The organism is Luteimonas sp. YGD11-2 (assembly GCF_004118975.1).
Taxonomy (GTDB): Bacteria; Pseudomonadota; Gammaproteobacteria; order Xanthomonadales; family Xanthomonadaceae; genus Luteimonas; species Luteimonas muca.
This window is the reverse complement of record NZ_CP035376.1, coordinates 2,420,835-2,445,293: the sequence shown is the minus strand read 5'-3', so window position 1 is coordinate 2,445,293 and position 24,459 is coordinate 2,420,835. Positions and strand designations below refer to the sequence as shown.

The following is a 24,459-nucleotide window of genomic DNA, read 5'->3' as shown; positions in this document are numbered from 1 at the left end:
CGCTCAGGATCCAGCGTCGTCGCCCGGGTGCGTACCGTCCACGCGCTCGTCCGGCATCACGCCGGTGTAGCGGGCACGCGGACGGATCAGGCGGCCCTCGGCCTGCTGCTCGAGTGCATGTGCCAGCCAGCCGGTAACGCGCCCGGCGGCGAACAGCACCAGCGCCGGTGTAGCCGGCAGCCCGTGGACATGGCAGATCGCCGCCAGCATCAGGTCGATGTTCGGGCGCTCGCCGCTGACTTCCTCGGCGGCGGCGATGATCGCGTCGAGTTCCTGCATCACCATGCTGCCGGCGGCGCCGATGCGCAGCAGCCGCAACAGTTCGGCCGCGCGCGGGTCGCCCTCCGGATACAGCGCATGGCCGAACCCGGGGAGATCGTCGCCACGCTGCCAGCGCGCGGCGATCACCGCGAGCGGATCGCCCGCGCGCGCCTCGGCGATCAGCGCCCAGGCACGCGCGGTGGCACCTCCGTGGCGCGGCCCAGAGAGCGCCGCGAGTCCGGCGCAGGCCGTCGCATGCAGGTGCGCGCCGGTGGAGGCCACCACGCGCGCCGCGAACGCGGACACGTTGAGTTCGTGGTCGGCGCACAGCACCAGAGCCGCGCGGACCAGCTCCGCGAATGCGGCGTCGTCGGCTCGCCACCCCCGTGCGAGCTGCAGGTGCACCGGGCCCGGCGTACGCTCGGCGGCGACCAGCAGTGCGCAGACATCGCGCAGCAGGCCGGCGGCGATCTCGTGGCGCGCGCGGGGTGCGGCGCTGAAGGCGCCCACGGTATCGAGCGCGAGCAGCGGCAGCGCCGCCATCGTGCGTTCCAGCGGCGGCAGGCCGGCAGCGCGTGCGAGCGGCGCGGCGTCTTCCGGCCACGGGGCGACGGCCACCCGCGCGAAGGGGTCGTCGGCACCGCAGTCCCACAGGAGCCGCGCGATGTCTTCCAGCCCCGCGCCTGCCCGCACCGCGGCCACCGCCGAGCGACCGCGGTAGTAGGGGCTGTCGGCGCGGATCAGCGAAATCCGTGTTTCCAGCACCGGCAGGCCACGGTCGAGGCTCTGCGCCGCGCCCTGTGCCGCCCCCCGGCCACTGCGCTTGCGGCCGGCAAGGCGCTCGACGTCCTGCCGCAGGTACACGCGGCTGCGATGGTCCGCCCCCGGGCGCGAACGCAGCAGGCCGCGGCTGACATAGGCATACAGCGTGGACTGGCTGATGCCGAGCAGCGCGCAGGCGTCGCGCGCGGTGAGCAGGTCGGGAGGCGGGTCGGTGGCATCATTCGGCATGGCGGGCGATATGTTGATCGACATGATCAAGATTGATCAACCCGTCCAGAACTGCAAGAGTGGCGGGCATGGCGGGACGACCGCCACTCCCGCCGGCAGTGCCGGCCTGACTGGAGCCTTCCATGAGTCATCCGTCCACTGGCGCTTCCGCTTCCCCGGGAGCACGGTTCCGCGCTGCCCTTGCCGCCGAGTCGCCGCTGCAGGTGATCGGCGCGATCAACGCCAACCACGCCCTGCTGGCGCAGCGCGCCGGCTTCCGTGCGATCTACCTGTCGGGTGGCGGCGTCGCCGCGGGTTCGCTGGGGATGCCGGACCTCGGCATCAACACGCTCGAGGACGTGCTGATCGACACCCGCCGCATCACCGACGTCTGCGACCTGCCGTTGCTGGTCGATATCGACACCGGTTTCGGCGCCAGCGCCTTCAACATCGAGCGCACGGTGAAGTCGCTGATCAAGGCCGGCGCCGCCGCCTGCCATATCGAGGACCAGGTCGGCGCCAAGCGTTGCGGGCATCGCCCCGGCAAGGAGATCGTGTCGCAGGGCGAGATGGCCGACCGCGTCAAGGCGGCAGCCGATGCGAAGACCGATCCGGAGTTCTTCCTGATCGCGCGCACCGATGCGATCGCGGTGGAAGGCGTGGACGCGGCGATCGAACGCGCACTGGCCTGCGTCGAGGCCGGTGCCGACGGCATCTTCGCCGAGGCCGCCTACGACCTCGACACCTACCGCCGGTTCGTCGACGCGGTGAAGGTGCCGGTGCTGGCCAACATCACCGAGTTCGGCAGGACGCCGCTGTTCACCCGCGACGAGCTGGCGTCCGCCGGTGTTGCGATCCAGCTGTTTCCGCTGTCGGCCTTCCGCGCCGCCAACAAGGCAGCCGAAGCCGTGTACACCGCGGTGCGTCGCGACGGCCACCAGCAGTCCGTCGTGGATGCCATGCAGACCCGCGAGGAGCTCTACGAGCGCATCGGTTACCACGCGTTCGAGGAGCGCCTGGATTCGCAGTTCGCCGCAAAGAAATAAGCGTCGCCACGGCGCCGCGCGGATGGGCGCGGGCCGGGCAGGAACGACCGAAGCCTTCAATCCGTGCCGATCCGGGCAACCCGCGGGCGGCACGCCCCAACGGAGAAACGACATGAGCGACACCACCGCCCCGGCGTTCAAGCCGAAGAAGTCCGTGGCCCTGTCCGGCACCCCGGCCGGCAACACCGCGCTGTGCACCGTCGGCCGCAGTGGCAACGACCTGCACTACCGCGGCTACGACATCCTCGACTTCGCCACCACCAGCGAGTTCGAGGAGATCGCCCACCTGCTGGTGCACGGCAGGCTGCCCAACGCCGCGGAGCTGCGCGCCTACAAGGCGAAGCTGAAGTCGCTGCGCGGCATCCCGGCGGCGGTCAAGGCCGCGCTGGAAGAGCTGCCGCCGTCCGCCCACCCGATGGACGTGATGCGCACCGGCGTCTCGGTGCTGGGCTGCGTGACCCCGGAGAAGGACGACCACAACCACCCCGGCGCGCGCGACATCGCCGACAGGCTGATGGCCTCGCTCGGCTCGATGCTGCTGTACTGGTACCACTGGGCCCACAACGGCCGGGTCATCGACGTCGAGACCGACGACGACTCCATCGGCGGGCACTTCCTGCACCTGCTGCACGGCGAGCCGCCGCCGGAAAGCTGGGTGCGCGCGATGCATACCTCGCTGATCCTCTACGCCGAGCACGAATTCAACGCATCGACGTTCACCGCGCGCGTGATCGCCGGCACCGGCAGTGACATGCATTCGTGCATCGCCGGTGCGATCGGTGCCCTGCGCGGGCCGAAGCACGGCGGCGCCAACGAGGTCGCGTTCGAGGTGCAGAAGCGCTACGACTCGCCCGACGAGGCGGAAGCCGACATCAGGGCACGCGTGGAGCGCAAGGAAGTGGTGATCGGCTTCGGGCACCCGGTCTACACCACCGGTGATCCGCGCAACGAGGTCATCAAGAAGGTGGCGAAGGACCTGTCGGAAGAGCAGGGCAGCATGAAGATGTACGACATCGCCGAGCGCCTGGAGACGGTGATGTGGGACATCAAGAAGATGTTCCCCAACCTCGACTGGTTCAGCGCGGTCAGTTACCACATGATGGGCGTGCCGACGGCGATGTTCACCCCGCTGTTCGTCATCGCCCGCACCAGCGGCTGGAGCGCGCACGTGATCGAGCAGCGCATCGACGGCAAGATCATCCGCCCCAGCGCGAACTACACGGGCCCCGAAAACCTCGAGTTCGTGCCGATCGAAAAGCGCAGCTGAGCGCTGGGGGATCCGGCAACGTCAACGCAGCGAGGCCGCGCATCGCGCGGCCTTGCTGTCTGTGGGGTCATTGCTTCCGGCGGCAGCGCCGGATTGCCGGCCGGCGGTCATCGCGTGCCGATCAGCCCTTCGCCGCCGCGGCGGTCGCCGAGGCACCGGCGGCCGCACGCGGCGTCAGCCGCTGCACGCGCAGGAAGGTGTGGTCGCCGATCTGTGCGACCTGGTAGGCATTGCGCCAGCCCGGGCTGGCGATCGCATGCGCCATGAAGTGGCTCGCGCCGGGCACGATCTCGGTGCGCTCGCCCGGCGGCAGCGACCAGTTGCGTTCCGCTTCCAGGGCGATCGTGACCGCCTGCGACCACGCCTCGACATTGTTGAGGCGCGTGCGCGGGGACACGATGGTCGGGGCGAACTGCTTGCGTGCGGTGACCACCTCGCACATCGACTCGCCCCACAGGCCGCTGTCCTGCCGCCTCAGGGCGACTTCGGCGACGGCTTTCTGGCCGCGCTCGGACTGGTTGCGGGCTTCCAGGTAGACGGTCGTGCTCAGGCACAACGCATCGGCGGCGGGCTGGGGAAGAATCGATGCCAGCCACAGGATCCAGCTCAGTTGCATGTTCGGTCCTTGCTCCGTTGCGCCGGCCGGCGGCGTCGTCCCGTAGGGGAACGGCGGTCGCAGCGGATTCCGGCATGGCGATAGGCACGTCCGGCATCAGCCGGGACGCTCGCGAGGGATTCGCGACAAGGGCAGCGGGCTCTGCGGCACACTTCTGCCCGGGCACCGGAATCGCCGAACGCGACCCGGGCCGGTTCCGGGGCAGGTTGGCCCCGGAAGGTGGGCGCACGGTAAAAGCGCCAATGGCAACGGTTCCTGAATGGGCGGTCCCCGATGGGGTTGCCCCGTTCAGCTTATCCGGAGTAGGCAGCGACGGCTGTTTTCCGGATCGATGGCACCGGCTACAGCGTCGCGGCGAGGCGCGTGCCCTGCGCGATCGCACGCTTGGCATCGAGTTCCGCGGCGACATCGGCACCACCGATCACATGTACGCGCGCGCTGCCACCGACGAGGGCATCGCGCAGCGGGCGATGCGGTTCCTGTCCGGCGCAGACCACCACGTGGTCGACCGGCAGCACCTTGTCGGCACCATCGATGCGTACATGGAAGCCGGCATCATCCACCCGCAGATATTCGACGCCGCCGTGCATGCGCACCTGCAGTGCCTTCAGCGCGGCACGGTGGATCCAGCCGGTGGTCTTGCCCAGGCGCGCGCCGGGCCTGCCCGGGCTGCGCTGCAGCAGCCACAGCTCGCGGGCCGGGGCCGGTGGCTGCGCCGGCTGCAGGCCGCCCGGCCGCTCGAAGGTCGGGTCGACGCCCCATTCGCGCATCCAGCGCTCCGGGTCGAGCGTGGACGACGGCCCGGCATGGGCGAGGAATTCGGCGACGTCGAAGCCGATGCCGCCGGCACCGACGATCGCCACCCGCGCGCCGGGCACCACCCGGCCCCGGATCACGTCGGCATAGCCGACCACCTTGGGGTGGTCGTGGCCGGGAAAATCCACCGCACGCGGGCGGACGCCGGTGGCCAGCACCACCTCGTCGAAGCCGGCGAGGGTGGCGGCATCGGCAGGGGTGGACAGGCGCAACGCCACGCCGGTGTCCTCGATGCGATGGCCGAACCAGCGCACCGTCTCGTCGAATTCCTCCTTGCCGGGAATCCGCCGGGCGAGGTTGAACTGCCCGCCGATCGTGTCCGCCGCCTCGAACAGGGTCACGCGATGGCCGCGTTCAGCGGCCACGGTCGCGCAGGCGAGGCCCGCCGGCCCGGCGCCGACCACGGCGATGCGCTTGGGCGTCTCCGCAGGCGACCAGTTCAGTTCGGTCTCCGCGCAGGCACGCGGATTCACCAGGCAGCTCGCCGTGCGGTTGACGAACACATGGTCCAGACAGGCCTGGTTGCAGGCGATGCAGGTGTTGATCGCCTGCGTGCGCCCGGCGCGGGCCTTGGCCACCCACTGCGGGTCGGCCAGCAGCGGGCGCGCCATCGACACCATGTCGGCGGCCCCGGACGCGAGGATGGCCTCGGCGACGTCCGGCATGTTGATGCGGTTGGTGGCGACCACCGGCAGCCGCACATGCGGGCGCAGCCTGGCGGTGACGCCGGCGAAAGCGGCGCGCGGCACCGAGGTGGCGATCGTCGGAACCCGCGATTCATGCCAGCCGATGCCGGTATTGAGGATGGTCGCGCCGGCCGCCTCGATCGCACGGGCCTGTTCGACGATCTCGTTCCAGTCCGAGCCGTCGGGCACCAGTTCCAGCATCGACAGCCGGTAGATCAGGATGAAGTCCGGTCCGCAGGCCTGGCGAATCCGCGCCACCACTTCGGTGGCCAGGCGCAGGCGCCGGCGCAGGTCGCCGCCCCATGCATCGTCGCGGCGGTTGGTGCGCGCGCTGGCGAAGGTATTGATCAGATAGCCTTCCGAGCCCATCACCTCGACGCCGTCGTAGCCGGCATCGCGCGCCAGCCGCGCGGCGCGCACGTATGCGCGGATGGTGCGCTCCACGCCCCGAGCACCCAGCGCGCGGGGGGTGAACGGGTTGATCGGCGCCTTCACTTTCGATGGCGCGACCTGCAGCGGGTGATAGGCATAGCGGCCGGCGTGCAGCAGCTGCAGGCAGATCTTCGCGTCGTGCGCATGCACCGCGTCGGTGACCAGGCGATGCCGACGCAGCTGCCCGCGCCACACCAGGCTGCCGGCGAACGGTTTCAGCCAGCCTTCGAGGTTCGGCGCGTAGCCGCCGGTGACGATCAGCCCGACGCCGCCCGCCGCGCGCTCGGCAAAGTACGCTGCAAGGCGCGGCGCATCACGTGCGCGATCCTCGAGCCCGGTATGCATCGAACCCATCAGCACGCGGTTGCGCAGCGTGGTGAAGCCGAGATCGAGCGGGGCGAACAGGTGCGGGTAGTGCGGTGCCGCGGCAGCGGCGTCCTGGCGGGCGGGCATCGCGAAATACGCTTGCGTATGGATCGGCGAGGATGCCGGGTCCGGTTGCATCACGCAACGCGCGGCACGGCACCGCCGGGCGTTACCAGCCGGCCAGGACCAGCTTGCCGATGCTGCGGCCGCCTTCGACCCGGCGATGCGCCTCGCGCAAGGTGTCGACGGAGATCGGCTGCAGTGTCTCCGTCAGCGTGCCGCGCAGGCGCCCGGCATCGACCAGCGCGGCCACGCGCGCAAGAATGCGCCCCTGCTCGGCGATATCGGCGGTGCCGAAGCGCGAACGCGCGAACATGAATTCCCAGTGGATGCCGATGCACTTGGCCTTGTACGGATCGCCGATGCGCAGCGCACCCGTGGGTTCCACGACCAGCCCCACATGCCCCTGCGGCGCCAGCAGTTCGCCCAGTGCGTCCCAGTAGTGGTCGGTGTCGGCAAGGTTGAGGGCGACATCCACCGCTTCGAAACCCAGGGCCTGCAGCTGAGGCGCCAGTGGCTGGCGATGATCGACGACATGGTGGGCGCCGAGTCCGCTGCACCAGGCGCGGGTCTCCTCGCGCGACGCGGTGGCGATCACCCGGAAGCCGGCGAGCCGCCCGAGCTGGATCGCCATCGACCCGACGCCGCCGGCGCCGCCGATCACCAGCAACGTCCTGCCGGTGCCACCGCCCTCGATCGAGAACGGCATGCGCTCGAACATCAGCTCCCATGCAGTGAGCGCGGTCAGCGGCAACGCGGCTGCCTGCGCGGCGTCCATCGACGCGGGCGCGCGCGCCACGATCCGTGCATCGACCAGCTGGTACTCGGCGTTGCTGCCGGCACGGGTCACGTCGCCGGCGTAATAGACACGATCGCCCGGCGCGAAGCCGCGCACCGCGTCGCCCACGGCATCGACGGTCCCGGCGGCGTCGAACCCCAGCACCCGGTGGTCGGTACCGGCAGGCAGCGGCGCACGCCGGAGCTTGGTGTCCACGGGGTTCACCGAGACCGCTTCGATGCGCACGCGGAGATCGCCGGCACCCGGCGCCGGCATCGGCAGGTCACGCTCCTCGAGCGCGCGAGGGTCCTTGGCCGGGCGTGGGCCGGTGGTCACGATGGCTTTCATGGCGTGGGCTCCTGACAGGTCGGGGAGGGCGGCGACATGGTGGAGGCCGCGCACGGCACCGCGGTGCCGGAGACGATGATGCCCCCGGAGTGCGGGATGTCGACGACCAGCAGGCCGGGCCGGCCCATCCAGTCGCCCTGGCGGATGCGGATGCGCACCGGCGCCGCGATCAGCCCGGCGTCGCGCAGATAGCCACCGAGTGCGGCTGCGGCGGCGCCGGTCGCGGGGTCCTCGACCACGCCGCCCACCGGGAACGGGTTGCGGGCATGGAAAAGGTCCGCCCGCTCGCGCCACACCAGCTGCAGCGTGGTGAGCCCGTCCTCGAGCATCAGCGCCTTCAGGCGTTCGAAGTCGTACGCAAGCGATGCCAGCCGCGCCGCATCGCGCACGGCAAGCACCAGGTGCCAGGCGCCCGCGTAGGCACGCGCCGGAGGAATGCGGTGGTCGAGTTCGAGGTGCGTCCATCCCAGCGCCGCCAGTGCGGCATCGACCAGCCCGGGCGCCGCGGCCGCGTGGCGTGGCACGACACTCGTCAACGCGGCCTCGCGCACGCCGCCGCGCTGCGTGACCATCACCGGCACCTCGCCGGCCGTGGTCTCCAGCAGATAGCGTCCATCGCCGCAGGTCTCGCCCAGCACGATGCCGGCGGCGATCGTCGCGTGGCCACAGAAAGGCACTTCCACTTCGGGGCTGAAATAGCGCGCGCTGCGTACGTTGCCGGTACCCGCAACGAACACTGTTTCCGAGAACCCGACCTCCGCGGCGATCCGCTGCATCACCGCCGTTGCGGGCAGGATGTCACCGATCCACACGCCGGCAGGATTGCCGCCGGCCGGATCGTGGGAGAACGCGGCGTAGCGGTGGAGCATCGCGGTCATGTTGTTGTCTCGGCTTGTGGGGCGGCGCGACATCCATGGGGGCTGCACGTGCACGGTGATGCCGGCAAGTAGCGCGAGGTGCGCGGCGGTCAGGCCGTGCCAGCCGCTGCTGCGGAACATCTGCGCGGGGCCCGATGATCACAATCGTGTGCACGCTTGGACGCGGCGTCGCTGCGCTGGCTGCCGTTCGCCGTCCCTGACTGTGGAGGGTGGGTCCGGAGTTGCCCCAGATTGGCACTCCGCAACTGTTATGCTAGCGTTAACGACGTCTTCACAGGCCTGACTCTAGGCTACGCCGGCGATGATTGCCTGACGCGATCTCGACGCAATCACAACAAACGATGTAGATGCTTTCCCCCCTTGATCAAGGAGCTGAACGAATGAAAAAGAAACTCCTCTGCGCCGCGCTGGTTGGCGGCCTGGGCCTGGCACACGCTGCCAGTGCGCAGGAGTTCGACGATCGCTGGTACCTGACTGGCTCCGTCGGCTACAACTTCCAGGACGACGACCGCCGCACCAACGACGCCCCGTTCGGCAGCATCGGCCTGGGCAAGTTCATCAGCCCGAACTGGTCGGTCGACGGTGAGATCAACTACCAGAACCCGGGCCTGCGCAGCGCCGCTTCGGTCGAGGGTTCGAACCCCGACCTGAACTGGAGCCAGTACGGCATCTCGTTCGACTTCCGCTACCACTGGATGCAGGAAGGCCGCACCTGGAACCCCTACGCGCTGTTCGGCGTCGGCTACCAGCGTTCGGAAGAAGAGTACGACAACTTCCCGAGCCCGGATTCGCCGGGTGAGCGCGAGGACGGCAACTTCGCCGCCAAGGTCGGCCTGGGTCTGCAGGGCACCTTCGAAAACCGCGTTGCGGTCCGTGCCGAAGTCGCGCTGCGTGGCGATTTCGACGACAGCAGCTACGCCGCCAACGGCTCGCAGGACTGGGCGGGTTACCCGCACAACCAGTCGGAGAGCTACTTCACCGACCTGCTGGCTTCGGTCGGCGTGGTGATCCCGCTGGGCCCGCCGCCGGTTGCTCCGGTTGTCGCGCCGCCGCCGGCTCCGGTCGACAACTGCGCCGACCGCGACACCGACGGTGACGGCGTCAACGACTGCGACGACCGCTGCCCGAACACCCCGGCAGGCACCACGGTCGGCCCGGATGGCTGCCCGGTCCCGGTCACCATCGACCTGCGTGGCGTGAACTTCGACTTCGATCGCTCGACCCTGCGTCCGGACGCCGTCGCCATCCTCAACGAGGCGATCGAGATCCTGCGTCGCTACCCCGACCTGCGCGTTGAAGTCGCCGGCCACACCGACTCCGTCGGTACCGACGCCTACAACCAGGCCCTGTCGGAGCGCCGCGCGCGCGCCGTGTACGACCACATCACCGGCGCCGGCATTGCTGCCAGCCGCCTGGTGGGCCCGACCGGTTACGGCGAGAGCCGCCCGATCGCGCCGAACACCAACCCGGATGGTTCGGACAATCCGGAAGGTCGTGCGCGCAACCGCCGCACCGAGCTCAACGTCCAGAACTAACGGACGCACGCTCGAGTTGAACCAGAAAGCCCGGCCCCTGGCCGGGCTTTCTGCTTTTCGGCGTGAGCAGGAGCATAGTGGACAGGCGCGCGGCCACCCATCGGCGCCGGAACGATCGTCCACCACCGCCGCGACAGCTGAATAGGTCGTTCCAGAACAAGGACTTGCGGCTGCTACTTCAAGCTGTTTACACTCCACCGCACTTTCGCCGGGGAACCACCATGCACAAGGTCATCGCCACGCTGCTGCTCGCTGCAGCACCTGCTCTGTCGTTCGCGTCCGATTGCTCGCTTCCGCGTCCGGTTGCAGCCTCGCCGACCGCGGCGACGGTCCTGGGCGCGGTGTCCCCCGAGCTGGTGGCGCCCGCGTACCGTCCGGGTGCACACGGCGGCGTGCTTGCTCCTGATGTGGATGAATCGCAGTCGCTGGAACAGGTGCTGCTGCGCATCCAGCTCGAAGGCTGTCCGCAGCTGAGCGCAGCGGCGGCGACGGTCGACCCGAACGACCCGTCCGTGTACCAGCCGAAGACGGAGTTCGACAACACGCCCTGGCGTTTCGACATGCAGCAGGAAGGCAAGATGATGACTGCCGACGAGTTCGACGCATGGATGAAGGCACGTGGCGTACGCGTTGCGCGCGGCGTGCAGCCCCCGGCTCCGGCAGCGGATGCGGTGCCGGCAGAGACCGAAGCCGCCGCGCCGGTGCCGACGTCGAGCAACTGAGTCCGTCTCCTGTCCATGAAAAAGGCCCGCGCAAGCGGGCCTTTCTCGTCAGGGCGTTCGTGGCGTGACTCAGCGGCCGATGACGCCCAACTCGTGGCCGATGCGGGTGAACGCATCGATGGCACGGTCGAGGTGCTCGCGGGTGTGCGCCGCGGAGATCTGCGTGCGGATGCGCGCCTGGCCGTCGGGAACCACCGGGAAGAAGAAACCGATGGCGTAGATGCCCTCCTCGAGCAGGCGCTCGGCAAAGCGTTGCGCCAGAGGGGCGTCGTAGAGCATCACCGGGCAGATGGGATGATCGCCCGGCTTGAGGTCGAAGCCGGCGGCGGTCATCCGCTCGCGGAAATAGGCGGTATTGCTGCGCAGCCGGTCGCGCAGGCTGCCGGCGGCGTCGAGCATCTCGAAGGCCTTGATGCCGGCGGCCACCACGTGCGGCGGCAGCGAGTTGGAGAACAGGTAGGGGCGCGAACGCTGACGCAGCAGTTCGACCACCTCGCGCTTCGCGGTGGTGAAGCCGCCAAGCGCACCACCCATGGCCTTGCCAAGGGTGCCGGTATAGATGTCGATCTTCCCGAGCACGCCCTTGACCTCGGCGGAGCCGCGGCCGGTCTCTCCGAGGAAGCCGGTGGCGTGGCATTCGTCGATATGCACCAGCGCGCCGTACTTCTCCGCCAGCGCGGTGATCCGGTCGAGCGGGGCGACGAAGCCGTCCATCGAGAACACGCCATCGGTGGTGATCATGATCGTGCGCGCGCCGTCGGCCTTTGCCTGCTGGAGCTGCTTTTCCAGGTCGGCCATGTCGCAGTTGGCGTAGCGGTAGCGCTTGGCCTTGCACAGGCGCACGCCGTCGATGATCGAGGCATGGTTGAGCGAGTCGGAGATGACCGCGTCCCCGGCACCCAGCAGCGGCTCGAACAGGCCGCCGTTGGCATCGAAGCAGGCCGCATAGAGGATGGTGTCCTCGGTGCCGAAGAAGTCGGCGATGGTCTGCTCCAGCTGCTTGTGCAGGTCCTGCGTGCCGCAGATGAAACGCACAGACGCCATGCCGAAGCCGTGGCTGTCGAGTGCCTCCCTGGCGGCGGCGATGATGTCCGGGTGGTCGGCCAGGCCGAGATAGTTGTTGGCGCAGAAGTTCAGCACCGTGCGGCCGTCGGCCAGGGTGATCTCGGCCGACTGCGGGCTGGTGATGACGCGCTCGGACTTGAACAGGCCCGCCTCGCGGATTTCGTCGAGGGTGTCGGCGTAGTGCTGGGTGGAAGACATGGAGAGGGGCCTCGGGAAACGGGGCCTCGGATTCTACGTGCCGCCTTCGGCATTTGCGCCGCGGTCCGGGTTCATCACCTGGACCTGCAGCCAGCTGTCCCAGAGGGACTGGAGCGCCAGGAGTCCGCCCGGAAGGCCGTGCCGCCCGCCGTCGGAAGCCAGCCACTGCTCGAATGTGGCGCCGCCCGCGATTGCGCTGCTGATCGGCATCAGGATGCGCGGATCTCCACTGGTTTCGGCCAGGAAAAGCGCCATCAGCAATGACTGCCCATAGAAGCTGTCGAGGCCGGCAAATCCGTTGCCCGTGGTCACCATCATCTGCACACCGGATTCGGATCTGGGTCCGCGGGCGAGTGCACGGGCCAGCGCGGCCGAGCGCACGGGATGCTCGGCCTCAACGAAGTCGATCAGGCCCGGGATCGTGCGCGGCCGGTGCTTTGCTGCGTCCATGAACGAGGCAAGGTGGCGGGCCTGGGCTTCAGGCTGCTCCATGAGGATGGCGGCCGCCTCGTCCAGCCAGTCCGGAGCCGGTGTGCCATACCGGTCCTGCAGCGAACCTTCCGTGTCGGGGAAGTAGATGGCGCGATACATCGCATGGCCGACCTCGTGACGCAAGGTGACTGCGTCCTGTTCCGCCGCGCGGGACAGCGCCTGATTGATCCGTGCGCGATCCATGCCGGCCTGGCGCATGGCCCGCTCGGTCATCGACCGCTTCGCACGGGTTGGGAGCCAGACCTGGGCGTATTCCAGTCCATGGGCCCTGGCGAAGTCCCGGGCCGCGGTCGGGTCCAGGCTGGTGCTCAGGATCAATGCACCCACCGGAACACGGCCGAAGTGCAGCCCGAAGCGCTGCGCGGCCTCACCAAGTGCGCCGGCCGCAACGTTGGCTTCGCGCTCGGAGTCGGCATAAGCCAGACCGTGGGGAGCAGCCACGCAGACCGGCGCGGGGGGCGCTTCAACCGCAGGGCATTGCGGCCCACTCGCGGTTGCGCCCGTCGAGACCAGCAGTGTCGCAAGCAGAAACAGATGTGGAACGTGCATAACCTTCCCTGGTTTGGTCCGGGACAACGGCAACCGTCCGCCTGCGGCTGGCTTCTGGCTCAGTGCCAGTCGAGCACGACCTTGCCGGACTTGCCGGATTCCATCAGGTCGAAGCCCTTCTGGAAGTCGTTGGCGGGCAGCTGGTGGCTCAGCACCTTGCCCAGCGGGAAGCCGGACAGCACCAGCTGGGTCATCTTGTACCAGGTCTCGTACATCTTCCGGCCGTAGATGCCCTGCACCGTAAGGCCCTTGAAGATGATGCGGTCCCAGTCCACGCCGGCGCCCTTGGGCAGGATGCCGAGCAGGGCGACCTTGCCGCCGTGGTACATGCAGTCGAGCATGTCGTTGAAGGCGCGCGGGTTGCCGCTCATCTCCAGGCCGACGTCGAAGCCTTCCAGGTGCAGGTCGGCCATGACATCCCTCAATGAGGCGTTGGCGACGTTGACCACCCGGGTGGCGCCCATGTCGGCAGCCAGCTTCAGGCGGTAGTCGTTGACGTCGGTGACCACCACGTTGCGCGCGCCGATGTGCTTGCAGATGCCGGCGGCCATGACGCCGATCGGGCCGGCGCCGGTGATCAGCACGTCCTCGCCCACCACGTCGAATTCCAGCGCGCAGTGCGCGGCATTGCCGTAGGGATCGAAGAACGCCGCCAGTTCGGAGGGGATCTGATCCGGGATCGGCCACAGGTTGGTCGCCGGCATCACGATGTAGTCGGCGAACGCGCCGTTGCGGTTCACGCCGATGCCGTTGGTGTTCGGGCACAGGTGCTGCTTGCCGGCGCGGCAGTTGCGGCAGTGGCCGCAGACGATATGGCCCTCGGCCGACACCCTCTGGCCGATGGTGTAGCCCTGCACGCCGGGGCCGACCTCGGCGATGCGGCCGACGAACTCGTGGCCGATGACCAGGCCCGGCGTGATGGTGCGCTGGCTCCACTCGTCCCACAGGTAGATGTGCAGGTCGGTGCCGCAGATGGCGGCCTTCTCGACGCGGATCAGCACTTCGTTGGGGCCCGGCACCGGCACCGGCACCTCTTCCATCCAGATGCCCTTGCTGGCTTCGCGCTTGACCAGCGCGCGCATGGTGGTGGGCCGGTTGCTGTCGGGCATGTGGGGTGTCCGTGGGTCTGGAAAAAGAAGCGGAATTATACGTCCCGGGGGCTGTCCCGCCGGCCAATGCGACCGTGGCGAGGGCGGGCGCGGGGTATGGCGCGCGTCACGGTCGGTAGACTTGGCCCCCCCGTCACACCGGAACGATGCCTGATGACCCCTCGTCTGATCGCCGCGCTGCTTGCGCTTGCCGCCGCCACGCCCGCCATTGCCGGCGAAGGCATGTGGGTTCCGCAGCAACTGCCGGAGATCGGCGACGCGCTGAAGCGCACCGGGTTGCGCCTGCCGGCCTCGCAGCTGGCCGACCTGACCGGCGATCCGATGGGCGCTGTGGTCTCGCTGGGCGGGTGCACCGCCGGCTTCGTTTCGCAGCAGGGCCTGGTGGTGACCAACCACCACTGTGCCTACGGCGCGATCCAGCTGAATTCGACGCCCGAGAACAACCTGATGCGCGACGGCTTCAACGCCGCGGCCCGCGAAGGCGAACTCAGCGCGGGGCCGAACGCGCGCATCTACGTGCTCGACTCGATCCGCGATGTCACCGGCGAGGTGCAGGCGGCGATGGCCGCGGCGCCCGACGCGATCGGCCGCACGCGGGCCTTCGAGGCGATCGAGAAGCGGCTGGTGGCCAGTTGCGAGTTCCGCCCGGGCTACCGCTGCCGGCTGTACGCCTTCGACGGCGGCAACGCCTGGCGTCTGTTCCGCAACCTCGAGATCCGCGACGTGCGCCTGGTGTACGCGCCGCCCGGCGGGATCGGCAACTTCGGTGGCGAGGTCGACAACTGGACCTGGCCACGCCATACCGGCGACTTCGCCTTCTACCGCGCCTATGTCGGTCCCGATGGCCAGCCGGCCGACCACGCCGCGACCAACGTGCCCTACCAGCCGAAGCGCTTCCTGCGCTTCGCCGAGCGACCACTGCGCGAAGGCGACTTCGTGATGGCCGCGGGCTACCCCGGCAGCACCAACCGGTACGCGCTGGCCGCCGAGTTCGAGCAGACCGCGCAGTGGATGTATCCGACGCTCTCGGCGCATTACAAGCGCCTGCTGGAGCTGGTCGAGACCGAGGGCGCGCGCAACCCGGAGATCGCGGTGCGCTATGCCAGCACCGTCGGCGGCTGGAAGAACGCCTCGAAGAACTACGACGGCCAGCTGGAGGGGTTCGCGCGCATCGATGCCGCGCAGCGCAAGCGCGCCGAGGAAGACGCGGTGCTGGAATGGCTGCGTGGGCAGGGCGAGGCCGGACAGCCGGCGCTGGAGGCCTATGCCGACGTGGTGCGGGTGAACGAAGCGGCAAGCGTCACCCGCGACCGCGACCTGATCACGAGCCAGCTGCACCGGCTTGGCACGCTCGGCGTGGCGATGACGCTGTACCGCAACGCCATCGAACGCAGCAACCCCGATGCCGACCGCGAGCCCGGCTACCAGGAGCGTGACCAGGCCACGATCCAGGGCTCGCTGCAGCAGATGGAGCGTCGCTACCACCCGGAGATGGACCGCATCCTGCAGCGCTACTGGCTGGGTGAGTACATCAAGCTGCCACCGGAACAGCGCGACGCCGCGATCGACACGTGGCTGGGCGGCAACGACGCCGCGGCCATCGAGCGTGCACTCGACCGGCTGGCAGGCACCCGCCTGGGCGATCTCGACGAGCGCATGCGCTGGCTGACCGCCGACCGTGACGCGTTCGAGCGCAGCCGCGACCCGGCGATCCGCTATGCGATCGCGGTCACGCCGTCGATGCTGCGCCAGGACATCGAGCGCAAGGCGCGCGGTGGCGACCTGTTGCAGTCGCGTCCGCGTTATCTCGCCGCGGTCGCCGACTGGCGCCGTGCCCAGGGTGGCGCGGTGTATCCCGATGCCAACGGCTCGCTGCGCATCACCTTCGGCAAGGTCACCGGCTATACCGGGCTCGACGGCCGGGCGCACTCGCCGTTTACGACCATCGACGAGATCCCGGCGAAAGCCACCGGGGAGGAGCCCTTCGACGCGCCGCAGGCGCTGCTGGACGCGGTCGCCGAGCGCCGCCACGCCGGGCTGGCCGAGCGCCGCCTGCGCAGCGTGCCGGTGAACTTCCTGTCCGACCTCGATGTCACCGGCGGCAACTCGGGGTCGCCGGTGCTCGATGCGCAGGGCCGGCTGACCGGCCTGCTGTTCGACATGAACTGGGAATCGGTGAGCTCGAACTGGGTGTTCGACCCGGCGATGACCCGCACCATCTCGGTCGACCAGCGCTATCTGCGCTGGATCATGCGCGAGGTGTACCCCGCGCCGGCACTGCTCGAGGAGCTGGGACTGTGACCACGGCGGGCCTGCTACGCTCCGGCGTCACACATCCGAAGGCACGCGCATGAGGATCCTGCTGGCCCGGCATGGCGAGACGCCCTGGAATGCGGAAGGCCGCTACCAGGGGCAGGAGGACATCGCGCTGTCGCCGGTGGGGATCGGCCAGGCGGAAGCGCTCGGGCGTCGGCTGGCCGACGTGCGCATCGATCGCGCGGTGGCCTCGCCCCTGCAACGGGCGCGACGTACCGCGGAGCTCGCCCTTGGCCCGGAGCGCGCCGGCATGCTCACCCTCGACGACGGCCTGCGCGAGATCGGCCACGGCAGCTGGGAAGGCCTGCTGGCGGGTGAGATCCGCGAGCAGCACCCCGAGCTCGCTCGCGCCTGGCGCGAGGCGCCGGACACGGTGCTGATGCCCGGGGGCGGCGAATCGCTGCAGCATGTGATCGACCGCGCCTGGCCGGCGCTGGCGCGCGCGATGGCCGGCCTCGCCGCGGACGACACCCTGCTGGTGGTGGCCCACGATGCGGTCAACCGGGTGCTGCTGTGCCGCGTGCTCGGCATCCCGCTGTCGCGGCTGTGGACCTTCCGCCAGGCGCCGACCACGCTGAACCTGCTGGAAGGTGCCACGCCGGATTCCCTGGACGTGGTGCGCCTCAACGACTGCGCCCACCACACCCCGCTGTTCGGCGAAGCGGTGCACCGGGCGCTGTAACAGCGCCGCGGGCTGCGAGATTCGCGGCCATTGCCGCTGCCCCGTGACGCATCCCAGGGGCGCTCCCCCCGGCCGGAGTCTGCGTCCCGCTGCCACGGCCTGCTGTCCGCACGCCGCCGGTGTACGTGGCGGGCGGCCCGGACTTCTGCACAACGCTCCCCGGTGGGGCGAAGAACCTAGAATGACGCGATGCCCAACACCCTCCCCGAGTGGCTCGAATACATCGAGCAGCAGCATCCCCGGTCGATCGAACTCGGGCTCGATCGCGTGCGTGCGGTGGCGGCGCGCATGGGCCTGGAGGCACCGGCACGGCGCGTCATCACCGTGGGTGGGACCAACGGCAAGGGTTCGACGGTCGCCTTCATCGAGGCCATGGCGCGTGCCGCCGGCTGGCGCGTGGGTGCCTACACCTCGCCGCATCTGCTGCGCTACAACGAACGCGTGCGCGTCGACGGTCGCGAGGCTGATGACGTGGCGCTGGTCGCCGCGTTCGCCGCGGTGGAGGCGGCGCGTGGCGATGTCGCGCTGACCTACTTCGAGTTCGGCACCCTCGCGGCACTGCGGCTGTTTGCCGCGGCCGATCTCGACCTGGCCGTGCTCGAGATCGGCCTCGGCGGTCGCCTGGACGCGGTGAACCTGGTGGATGCCGATGTGGCGGTGATCACCACGGTGGACCTCGACCACCAGGACTGGCTGGGCGACGACCGCGAGGCGATCGGCGCGGAGAAGGCCGGCATCGCGCGGCCCTGGAAGCCGCTGGTGCTCGGCGAGACGCAGCCGCCGTCGAGCGTGATCGGCCATGCCTACCGCATCGGCGCGTCGGCAATCGTCTACGGCAGCGATTTCTTCGTCGATCCCGTCGATGCGCAGCACTGGCGCTGGCGGGAACTGGATTTCACCCTCGAACTGCCGCGCCCGCGACTGGCCGGCGACATCCAGCTGCGCAACGCCGCGGTGGCGATCGCGGCGCTGCGCGCGCTTCCCGACGACTTGCCGGAGGCCGCGCTCGTGGAGGGTGTCGCCGCCGCGCGCATCGACGGCCGGCTGCAGCGCTTCGAGCCGCGGCCCGGTGTCGAGGTGCTGGTCGACGTGGCCCACAACCCGCAGGCCGCGCGCACCCTGGCGGCCGAACTGGCCGCACAGCCGGCGGCGGGGCGCACGCAGGCGGTCTATGCGGCACTGGCCGACAAGGACAGCGTCGGCGTGGTGGCGGCACTGGCCAATGTCATCGACGACTGGCGGGTGGCCGGGCTGGCCGGCGCCCGCGCACTGGATGTCGATGCGTTCGCGCGGCGCCTGCGCGGCACCGCGGCCGAGCATGCCGTGCCCGCGGCCACCGTCGACGAGGCCTTGCGGATGGCGCTGCCCGCCGCCGCGCCGGGCGACCGGATCGTCGTGTTCGGCTCGTTCCACACCGCCGCCGAGGCGCTCGCCGCGCTCGGTCCAGGTTAACTGCGCCTCAGAAGGCGGCACGGGCGCCCGCGTATAATGCGCGCGCCCTCGTTTCGCGAGATGTCGATGGATTCCGGAGTCAAGCAGCGCCTGATCGGCGCAGCGGTGCTGGTCGCGCTTGCGGTGATCTTCCTGCCCATGCTGGTGAAGGGGCCCGCCCCGGCCACGGGCAGGTCCGGGCTGTCGCTTGAGCTCCCCGACGCGCCCACCGACCGGGTGGTCACGCGCGACCTGCCGCTGATGGCGCCGGCGCCTTCCGATGACAGGGCGGTACTGCCCGCCGCGGAACCGGAGTCTGTGGACGCGGCAGCAGCCGACGGCGAATTCCCCACGGTAGACACCGCGTCCGTCGAGCGGGCCGACGCCGACGCGGACCCGGCTGCCGCCGGCGCCGCGCTGCCTGCCGCCGTCGCCGGTGGCGGATACGCCGTGCATTTCGGCAGCTACGGCAGCAGCGTCAACGCCGATACCGTGGTCAACCGCCTGGCGGGGGCCGGGTTCCCGGCGGCCAGCAGTGAAGCCGCCACCGCGGGCAAGCCGGTGTGGCGGGTGCGGATCGGGCCGTATGCCACCCGTGCCGAGGCCGAAGCGGTGCGCGTGGCTGCCGCCGAAGTGGGCACCAACGATGCCCGGGTGATCGCGCTCGATGCCGCCGCCGACGCGCCACGCACCGCTGCCACGACTCCGGCAGCACAGCCGCCCCCGCCTGCGGCAACCGCGACGCGGCCGCAGGATGTGCCGGCACCCGTCGCCCAGCCCACCCCCGCGCCGCCAGCAGCGCCCGCGCCGGCCGCAGCCGCGGGGACCGGGTTCGTGGTGCAGCTGGGCGCGTTCCGCAATGCCGCCGACGCCAACGCCATGCGCGACCGCCTGCGCGGGCTGGGCTTCAGCGCCTTCACCGATACCGTGCAGAGCGACCGCGGCCAGCTGACCCGGGTGAAGGCCGGGCCGGTGATCGACCGTGCCGAAGCCGACCGCCTGCGCTCGCAGATCCAGGCTCGGGCCGGCATCGACGGCATCGTGCGCTCGCACCCCTGACACCCCGCGACATGTGACGCCGGCACCGGGGACGGTGTGCTGCACGGGACCACGCCAGCAGGCGTGGCCCGACCCGGACCGGTGCCATACGGTCCATCCAGCCCGGAGGTGCGCGGAGCGCGCTGACGGGTTTCCGCTTCCAACACAGGTGACAACTCCATGTGCGGCATCGTCGGTATCGTCGGGACCTCGGAAGTCGCGCCCGCCCTCTACGACGGCCTGACCGTCCTCCAGCACCGTGGCCAGGACGCCGCAGGCATCGCCACCGCCAGCGGCACGCGGCTGCGCGTGCACAAGGGCAACGGGCTGGTGCGCGAGGTGTTCGACGCGCCCGCGATGGAACTGCTCGGCGGCAACATCGGCATCGGCCATTGCCGCTACCCCACGGCGGGCAGCGAGGGCAGTGACGAGGCGCAGCCGTTCTACGTCAACTCGCCCTACGGCATCGCGTTGGCGCACAACGGCAACCTCATCAATACCGATGCGCTGCGTCGCGAGGTGTTCGAGACCGACCGCCGCAACATCAATACCGAGTCGGACTCGGAGGTGCTGCTCAACGTCTTCGCCCACGAGCTCGATCGCCAGCGCGCCTTGACCCCGGAGGCCGCGCTCGCCGCGGTGGAAGGCCTGCACCGTCGCGCCCGCGGCGGCTACGCGGCCGTCGCGCTGGTGCTGGGCCTGGGCCTGGTGGCGTTCCGCGATCCCAACGGCATCCGTCCGCTGGTGCTGGGGCGACGGCAGTCGGCGAGCGGCGTCGAATACGCGGTGGCCTCGGAGTCGGTGGCGCTCGACATCCTCGGCTTCGAGCACCTGCGCGATGTCGCGCCCGGCGAGGGCCTGGTGATCACCGCCGACGGCGCGCTGCACCACCGCGCCTGCGCGGAGCCCGGCGACAGTGCGCCGTGCATCTTCGAATACGTGTACTTCGCGCGGCCCGACTCGATGATCGAGAACATCTCGGTGCACAAGGCGCGCATGCGCATGGGCGTGACCCTGGGCGAGAAGATCCTGCGCGAGCGGCCCGACCACGACATCGACGTGGTGATCCCGATCCCCGACACCTCGCGCGATTCGGCGCTGGAACTCGCCCACGTGCTCGGGGTGAAGTACCGCGAGGGTTTCATCAAGAACCGCTACGTCGGGCGCACCTTCATCATGCCGGGGCAGGGCGAGCGCGCGAAGTCGGTGAAGCGCAAGTTGAACCCGATCCCGCTGGAGTTCCGCAACCGCGTGGTGCTGCTGGTGGACGATTCGATCGTGCGCGGCACCACCTCGAAGCAGATCGTGCAGATGGCGCGCGACGCCGGTGCACGCAAGGTCTACCTGGCGTCCGCGGCGCCGCCGGTGCGGCATCCGAACATCTACGGCATCGACATGCCGTCGGTGGAGGAGCTGGTGGCCAACGGCCGCAGCGAGCAGGAGATCCAGGAGCTTCTCGGCTGCGACTGGTTGATCTACCAGGACCTGGCCGACCTCGAGACGGCCGTGGCCGGGCACAAGTTCCCCGGCAAGCGTTTCGACAGCTCCTGCTTCAGCGGCGAATACGTGACCGGCATCGAGCCGGGCTACTTCGAACGCCTGCAGCAGTTGCGTTCCGACGACGCCAAGAACAAGCGCCGCGCCGGCCCCTGAGCATGGCCGCGACGTTGTTCGAGGCCGCGCGTGCCTGCCTCGACGCCACGACCATCGACGACAAGCTCGCGCTCACCTTCCGGTGGGCGCGGGCGTTCGCTGCAGGAGAGCTGGCGGTACCGGCGGATGCACCGGCACCGGAGCCGATCCGGATGCCCGGGCGTCCGCCACGGCCGGGGCTGGTGCATCCGCGCGACCTGCCGCGACGTGGGCTGGGCACGGACGCCGGGCGCGCCGCGTTCATTCACGCCATCGCGCATATCGAGTTCAACGCGATCGACCTCGCCTGGGACGCGGCCTACCGCTTCCGTGGCCTGCCGCCGGCGTTCCATGCCGACTGGGTGCGCATCGCCGAGGACGAGGCGCGGCATTTCACCCTGCTGCGCGGACGCCTGCAGGCGCTCGGCCACGACTACGGGGACTTCGACGCCCACAACGGCCTGTGGGAGATGGCCGAGAAGACCGCGCACGACGGGCTGGCGCGCATGGCGCTGGTGCCGCGCGTGCTGGAAGCGCGGGGGCTGGACGTCACCCCCGGCATGATCGTGAAGCTGCGCGCGCTGGGCGATGACGCCACCGCCGACATCCTCGCGGTGATCCTCGAGGAAGAGGTCGCCCATGTCGCGGCCGGCAGCCACTGGTTCCGCTGGTACTGCGCGCGTGCAGGCATTGCGCCGGAGCCGCGGTTCCGCGAACTGCTGGCCGAATACGCACGCGCGGTGCTGCACGGTCCGTTCAATATCGATGCGCGCGCCGCCGCGGGTTTCAGCGAGGACGAACTCGCCGCGCTGCAGGCGGCGGCGTCGGATCCGCAGGCGCGCCCCTAGGCGCGGCGGTCAGCGCAGCGCCGACAGCTCGAAGCGGCCATCGGGGTAAGCGCGCAGCACCGAACCCTGTTCGTACCAGTCACCCAGCACGATGCGGCGGCGGCCGCCGGCGAGCTCGTGGATCGCCGGGCGATGGGTGTGGCCATGGATCATGGTGTCGACGCCGTGCGTGTCGAAGAACGCATCCACCGTGGCCGGCGCGACGTCGGTGATCGTCTCCATCGTGCCGGCTGACTTCATTTCGCCCTGGCGCGCCTGGCTGGCGGCGCGCGCCTGGGCGGCGAATGCCAGCCGCGCGGCGAGCGGCTGCGCGAGCATCTGCGCCTGCCAGGCCGGGTTGCGGGTCTGCACGCGGATCGCCTGGTATTCGACGTCGTCGGTGCACAACAGGTCGCCGTGGGTCAGCAGCACGCGGCGCCCGTACAGCTCGACCACGGCCGGATCCGGCAGCACCTGCATGCCGGCGCGCGCGGCGTAGTCGGCGCCCAGCAGGAAGTCGCGATTGCCGTGCATGAAGAAGACCGGCACGCCTGCGGCCGACAGCGCCTGCAGGCGGTCGGCAACGATACTGCCAGCCTCGGACGGATCGTCGTCGCCCACCCAGGACTCGAACAGGTCGCCGAGGATGTACAGCGCGTCCGCGCCGCGTGCCTCGCCGTCGAGGAACGCGGCGAACAGGCGGGTGATGTCCGGTCGCGCCGGGTCGAGATGCAGGTCGGAAACGAAGAGGGTGCTCATGCCGCGAATGATACCGGCGTGCCCGCGCGCACCGTTGGCCAGCCGCGCGCAGCGATGGCGACGTTTGCCGTTCCGGGCCGCACCCCGCGCACTGGCCTAAAATGCGCGATTCCCCGGATCACAGCCCGCCCCCCATGACCGTCCGCACCCGCTTCGCCCCCAGTCCCACCGGCTACCTGCATATCGGCGGCGCCCGCACCGCGCTGTACTGCTGGCTGGCCGCGCGCCGCGCCGGCGGGCAGTTCGTGCTGCGCATCGAGGACACCGACCGCGAGCGCAGCACGCAGGCGGCCATCGACGCCATCCTCGAAGCGATGGACTGGCTGGGGCTGGATTACGACGAAGGGCCGATCTACCAGACCGCACGCGTGGACCGCTATCGCGAGGTCGCCGAGCAGCTGGTGGCCAGCGGGCATGCTTATTACGCCTACGAGTCGAAGCAGGAACTCGACGCGATGCGCGAAGCGGCGATGGCCGCAGGCGACAAGCCGCGCTACAACGGTGCGTACCGTGAGCAGGGCGCGCCGTACCGGGATGATCCCAACCGGGTGATCCGCCTGAAGAATCCGCTCGACGGCGTCGTCGCCTGGGACGACAGGGTCAAGGGCCGCATCGAGATCGCCAACAGCGAACTCGACGACCTGGTGATCTTCCGCCCCGATGGCTATCCGACCTACAACTTCGCGGTGGTCGTGGACGACATCGACATGGGCATCACCGACGTGGTCAGAGGCGACGACCACGTCAACAACACCCCGCGGCAGATCAACATCTACCGCGCGCTGGGTGCGCCGGTGCCGGCGTTCTCGCACCTGCCGATGATCCTCGACGAGCAGGGTGCGAAGCTTTCCAAGCGCACCGGCGCCGCCGATGTCATGCAGTACCGCGATGCCGGCTACCTGCCGCATGCGCTGCTCAACTACCTGGTGCGGCTGGGCTGGTCGCACGGCGACCAGGAAGTGTTCTCGATCGACGAGATGAAGGCGCTGTTCGACCTCGCCGACGTCAACGCCAAGGCCTCGCGGCTGGACATGGCCAAGCTCGGCTGGCTCAACCAGCAGTACCTCAAGAGCGACGCGCCGGATGCGGTGGCCGGACATCTCGAATGGCACCTGCGCAACGCCGGCTATGACCTCGGCGCGGGACCGGCGTCATCCGATGTCGTGCTCGCGCTGCGCGACCGCGTGCAGACGCTTGCGGAAATGGCCGAGCGTGCGGCGGTGTGGTACCGGCCGCTGACGGACTACGACGACAAGGCCGTCGCCAAGCACCTGAAGCCGGAAGCACGCGCCGCGCTCGACGATGCGCGTGCGCGCCTGGCCGCGCTCGACAGCTGGAACGTCGAGGCGATCAACGCCGCGCTGCACGCCACTGCGGAATCGCTCGGCCTGGGGATGGGGAAGATCGCGCAGCCGATGCGTGTGGCGATCACCGGCACCCAGGTCAGCCCGGACATCGGCCATACCGTGTATCTGGCCGGTCGCGACGAAGCGCTTGCGCGCATCGATGCGGCGCTGGCGATGGTGCCGGCAGAAGGCTGAGTCCCGTGCCGCGCCTTGA

Annotated in this window: 20 protein-coding genes; 11 read left to right on the top strand and 9 right to left on the bottom strand. The window is 69.9% G+C overall.

The window, feature by feature from the left end; genetic code table 11:
* Window positions 1-3: 3 nt before the first annotated feature.
* On the bottom strand, window positions 4-1,296 hold the full coding sequence (locus ERL55_RS11225) for a citrate synthase family protein (protein WP_241685754.1): 1,293 nt from the start codon (window positions 1,294-1,296) through the stop codon (window positions 4-6).
* Window positions 1,297-1,394: 98 nt separating this feature from the next.
* On the opposite strand from ERL55_RS11225, the gene prpB reads away from it, so the two are divergent.
* Together prpB and prpC are read left to right on the top strand one after the other, a co-directional pair.
* Window positions 1,395-2,297, top strand: a complete 903-nt coding sequence (prpB, locus tag ERL55_RS11220) for a methylisocitrate lyase (RefSeq protein WP_129136500.1) — start codon at window positions 1,395-1,397, stop codon at window positions 2,295-2,297.
* Between the two features lie 112 nt (window positions 2,298-2,409).
* Window positions 2,410-3,564 (top strand): 2-methylcitrate synthase, encoded by a 1,155-nt coding sequence (prpC, locus tag ERL55_RS11215; protein WP_129136499.1) that lies wholly within the window; start codon window positions 2,410-2,412, stop codon window positions 3,562-3,564.
* Window positions 3,565-3,685: 121 nt separating this feature from the next.
* Here the strand turns inward: prpC and ERL55_RS11210 are convergent, their stop codons facing one another.
* The 4 genes from ERL55_RS11210 to ERL55_RS11195 all read right to left on the bottom strand — a co-directional run bounded on the left by ERL55_RS11210 (window position 3,686) and on the right by ERL55_RS11195 (window position 8,664).
* A complete protein-coding gene (locus tag ERL55_RS11210; protein WP_129136498.1) occupies window positions 3,686-4,180 on the bottom strand; it encodes a cell wall hydrolase in 495 nt (164 codons plus the stop codon).
* A gap of 341 nt (window positions 4,181-4,521) precedes the next feature.
* Window positions 4,522-6,567 carry an NADPH-dependent 2,4-dienoyl-CoA reductase gene (locus tag ERL55_RS11205; protein WP_129136497.1) on the bottom strand — a complete coding sequence of 682 codons (2,046 nt, stop codon included), beginning with the start codon at window positions 6,565-6,567 and terminating at the stop codon, window positions 4,522-4,524.
* A gap of 82 nt (window positions 6,568-6,649) precedes the next feature.
* Window positions 6,650-7,666, bottom strand: a complete 1,017-nt coding sequence (locus ERL55_RS11200) for a zinc-binding alcohol dehydrogenase family protein (RefSeq protein WP_129136496.1) — start codon at window positions 7,664-7,666, stop codon at window positions 6,650-6,652.
* Complete coding sequence (locus ERL55_RS11195; protein WP_206733313.1) at window positions 7,663-8,664, bottom strand: PhzF family phenazine biosynthesis protein; 1,002 nt, start codon at window positions 8,662-8,664, stop codon at window positions 7,663-7,665. Before ERL55_RS11195 ends, ERL55_RS11200 begins: the two co-directional genes overlap by 4 nt.
* Window positions 8,665-8,924: 260 nt before the next feature.
* Here ERL55_RS11195 and ERL55_RS11190 point away from each other — a divergent pair, with 260 nt between their 5' ends.
* Window positions 8,925-10,079: an OmpA family protein gene (locus ERL55_RS11190; protein WP_129136494.1), complete on the top strand. Its 1,155-nt coding sequence runs from the start codon at window positions 8,925-8,927 to the stop codon at window positions 10,077-10,079.
* Window positions 10,080-10,300: 221 nt separating this feature from the next.
* On the top strand, window positions 10,301-10,801 hold the full coding sequence (locus ERL55_RS11185) for a hypothetical protein (RefSeq protein ID WP_129136493.1): 501 nt from the start codon (window positions 10,301-10,303) through the stop codon (window positions 10,799-10,801).
* Between the two features lie 69 nt (window positions 10,802-10,870).
* Here the strand turns inward: ERL55_RS11185 and kbl are convergent, their stop codons facing one another.
* Genes kbl through tdh form a run of 3 tightly spaced genes read right to left on the bottom strand, consistent with a single transcriptional unit; the run spans window position 10,871 to window position 14,187 of the window.
* Window positions 10,871-12,064, bottom strand: a complete 1,194-nt coding sequence (kbl, locus tag ERL55_RS11180; protein ID WP_129136492.1) for a glycine C-acetyltransferase — start codon at window positions 12,062-12,064, stop codon at window positions 10,871-10,873.
* A 33-nt stretch (window positions 12,065-12,097) separates the two neighbouring features.
* Window positions 12,098-13,105 (bottom strand): hypothetical protein, encoded by a 1,008-nt coding sequence (locus tag ERL55_RS11175; protein ID WP_129136491.1) that lies wholly within the window; start codon window positions 13,103-13,105, stop codon window positions 12,098-12,100.
* A 59-nt stretch (window positions 13,106-13,164) separates the two neighbouring features.
* Window positions 13,165-14,187 (bottom strand): L-threonine 3-dehydrogenase, encoded by a 1,023-nt coding sequence (gene tdh / locus ERL55_RS11170; RefSeq protein WP_129137323.1) that lies wholly within the window; start codon window positions 14,185-14,187, stop codon window positions 13,165-13,167.
* A gap of 249 nt (window positions 14,188-14,436) precedes the next feature.
* On the opposite strand from tdh, the gene ERL55_RS11165 reads away from it, so the two are divergent.
* The 6 genes from ERL55_RS11165 to ERL55_RS11140 all read left to right on the top strand — a co-directional run bounded on the left by ERL55_RS11165 (window position 14,437) and on the right by ERL55_RS11140 (window position 22,161).
* Complete coding sequence (locus ERL55_RS11165) at window positions 14,437-16,515, top strand: S46 family peptidase (RefSeq protein WP_206733412.1); 2,079 nt, start codon at window positions 14,437-14,439, stop codon at window positions 16,513-16,515.
* Window positions 16,516-16,564: 49 nt separating this feature from the next.
* Complete coding sequence (locus tag ERL55_RS11160; protein WP_129136489.1) at window positions 16,565-17,212, top strand: histidine phosphatase family protein; 648 nt, start codon at window positions 16,565-16,567, stop codon at window positions 17,210-17,212.
* A 189-nt stretch (window positions 17,213-17,401) separates the two neighbouring features.
* A complete protein-coding gene (gene folC / locus ERL55_RS11155) occupies window positions 17,402-18,664 on the top strand; it encodes a bifunctional tetrahydrofolate synthase/dihydrofolate synthase (protein ID WP_129136488.1) in 1,263 nt (420 codons plus the stop codon).
* Window positions 18,665-18,730: 66 nt separating this feature from the next.
* Window positions 18,731-19,702, top strand: coding sequence for an SPOR domain-containing protein (locus tag ERL55_RS11150; protein WP_129136487.1), 972 nt, complete (start codon window positions 18,731-18,733; stop codon window positions 19,700-19,702).
* 159 nt (window positions 19,703-19,861) lie between these two features.
* On the top strand, window positions 19,862-21,334 hold the full coding sequence (purF, locus tag ERL55_RS11145; RefSeq protein WP_129136486.1) for an amidophosphoribosyltransferase: 1,473 nt from the start codon (window positions 19,862-19,864) through the stop codon (window positions 21,332-21,334).
* Between the two features lie 2 nt (window positions 21,335-21,336).
* Window positions 21,337-22,161, top strand: coding sequence for a ferritin-like domain-containing protein (locus ERL55_RS11140; protein WP_129136485.1), 825 nt, complete (start codon window positions 21,337-21,339; stop codon window positions 22,159-22,161).
* A gap of 9 nt (window positions 22,162-22,170) precedes the next feature.
* Here ERL55_RS11140 and lpxH read toward each other — a convergent pair whose 3' ends face one another.
* Window positions 22,171-22,899, bottom strand: coding sequence for a UDP-2,3-diacylglucosamine diphosphatase (lpxH, locus tag ERL55_RS11135; RefSeq protein ID WP_129136484.1), 729 nt, complete (start codon window positions 22,897-22,899; stop codon window positions 22,171-22,173).
* Window positions 22,900-23,033: 134 nt separating this feature from the next.
* On the opposite strand from lpxH, the gene gltX reads away from it, so the two are divergent.
* A complete protein-coding gene (gene gltX, locus ERL55_RS11130; RefSeq protein ID WP_129136483.1) occupies window positions 23,034-24,440 on the top strand; it encodes a glutamate--tRNA ligase in 1,407 nt (468 codons plus the stop codon).
* Window positions 24,441-24,459 lie beyond the last annotated feature (19 nt).

Coding starts and splice junctions, on each gene's coding strand:
- ERL55_RS11160 (WP_129136489.1), top strand. CDS start 16,565: ATGAGGATCCTGCTGGCCCGGCATGGCGAGACGCCCTGGAATGCGGAA.
- lpxH (WP_129136484.1), bottom strand. CDS start 22,899: ATGAGCACCCTCTTCGTTTCCGACCTGCATCTCGACCCGGCGCGACCG.
- gltX (WP_129136483.1), top strand. CDS start 23,034: ATGACCGTCCGCACCCGCTTCGCCCCCAGTCCCACCGGCTACCTGCAT.
- ERL55_RS11150 (WP_129136487.1), top strand. CDS start 18,731: ATGGATTCCGGAGTCAAGCAGCGCCTGATCGGCGCAGCGGTGCTGGTC.
- ERL55_RS11195 (WP_206733313.1), bottom strand. CDS start 8,664: ATGTTCCGCAGCAGCGGCTGGCACGGCCTGACCGCCGCGCACCTCGCG.
- ERL55_RS11140 (WP_129136485.1), top strand. CDS start 21,337: ATGGCCGCGACGTTGTTCGAGGCCGCGCGTGCCTGCCTCGACGCCACG.
- purF (WP_129136486.1), top strand. CDS start 19,862: ATGTGCGGCATCGTCGGTATCGTCGGGACCTCGGAAGTCGCGCCCGCC.
- kbl (WP_129136492.1), bottom strand. CDS start 12,064: ATGTCTTCCACCCAGCACTACGCCGACACCCTCGACGAAATCCGCGAG.
- ERL55_RS11185 (WP_129136493.1), top strand. CDS start 10,301: ATGCACAAGGTCATCGCCACGCTGCTGCTCGCTGCAGCACCTGCTCTG.
- ERL55_RS11165 (WP_206733412.1), top strand. CDS start 14,437: ATGTGGGTTCCGCAGCAACTGCCGGAGATCGGCGACGCGCTGAAGCGC.
- ERL55_RS11200 (WP_129136496.1), bottom strand. CDS start 7,666: ATGAAAGCCATCGTGACCACCGGCCCACGCCCGGCCAAGGACCCTCGC.
- folC (WP_129136488.1), top strand. CDS start 17,402: ATGCCCAACACCCTCCCCGAGTGGCTCGAATACATCGAGCAGCAGCAT.
- ERL55_RS11190 (WP_129136494.1), top strand. CDS start 8,925: ATGAAAAAGAAACTCCTCTGCGCCGCGCTGGTTGGCGGCCTGGGCCTG.
- tdh (WP_129137323.1), bottom strand. CDS start 14,187: ATGCGCGCGCTGGTCAAGCGCGAAGCCAGCAAGGGCATCTGGATGGAA.
- ERL55_RS11225 (WP_241685754.1), bottom strand. CDS start 1,296: ATGTCGATCAACATATCGCCCGCCATGCCGAATGATGCCACCGACCCG.
- ERL55_RS11175 (WP_129136491.1), bottom strand. CDS start 13,105: ATGCACGTTCCACATCTGTTTCTGCTTGCGACACTGCTGGTCTCGACG.
- prpB (WP_129136500.1), top strand. CDS start 1,395: ATGAGTCATCCGTCCACTGGCGCTTCCGCTTCCCCGGGAGCACGGTTC.
- prpC (WP_129136499.1), top strand. CDS start 2,410: ATGAGCGACACCACCGCCCCGGCGTTCAAGCCGAAGAAGTCCGTGGCC.
- ERL55_RS11205 (WP_129136497.1), bottom strand. CDS start 6,567: ATGCCCGCCCGCCAGGACGCCGCTGCCGCGGCACCGCACTACCCGCAC.
- ERL55_RS11210 (WP_129136498.1), bottom strand. CDS start 4,180: ATGCAACTGAGCTGGATCCTGTGGCTGGCATCGATTCTTCCCCAGCCC.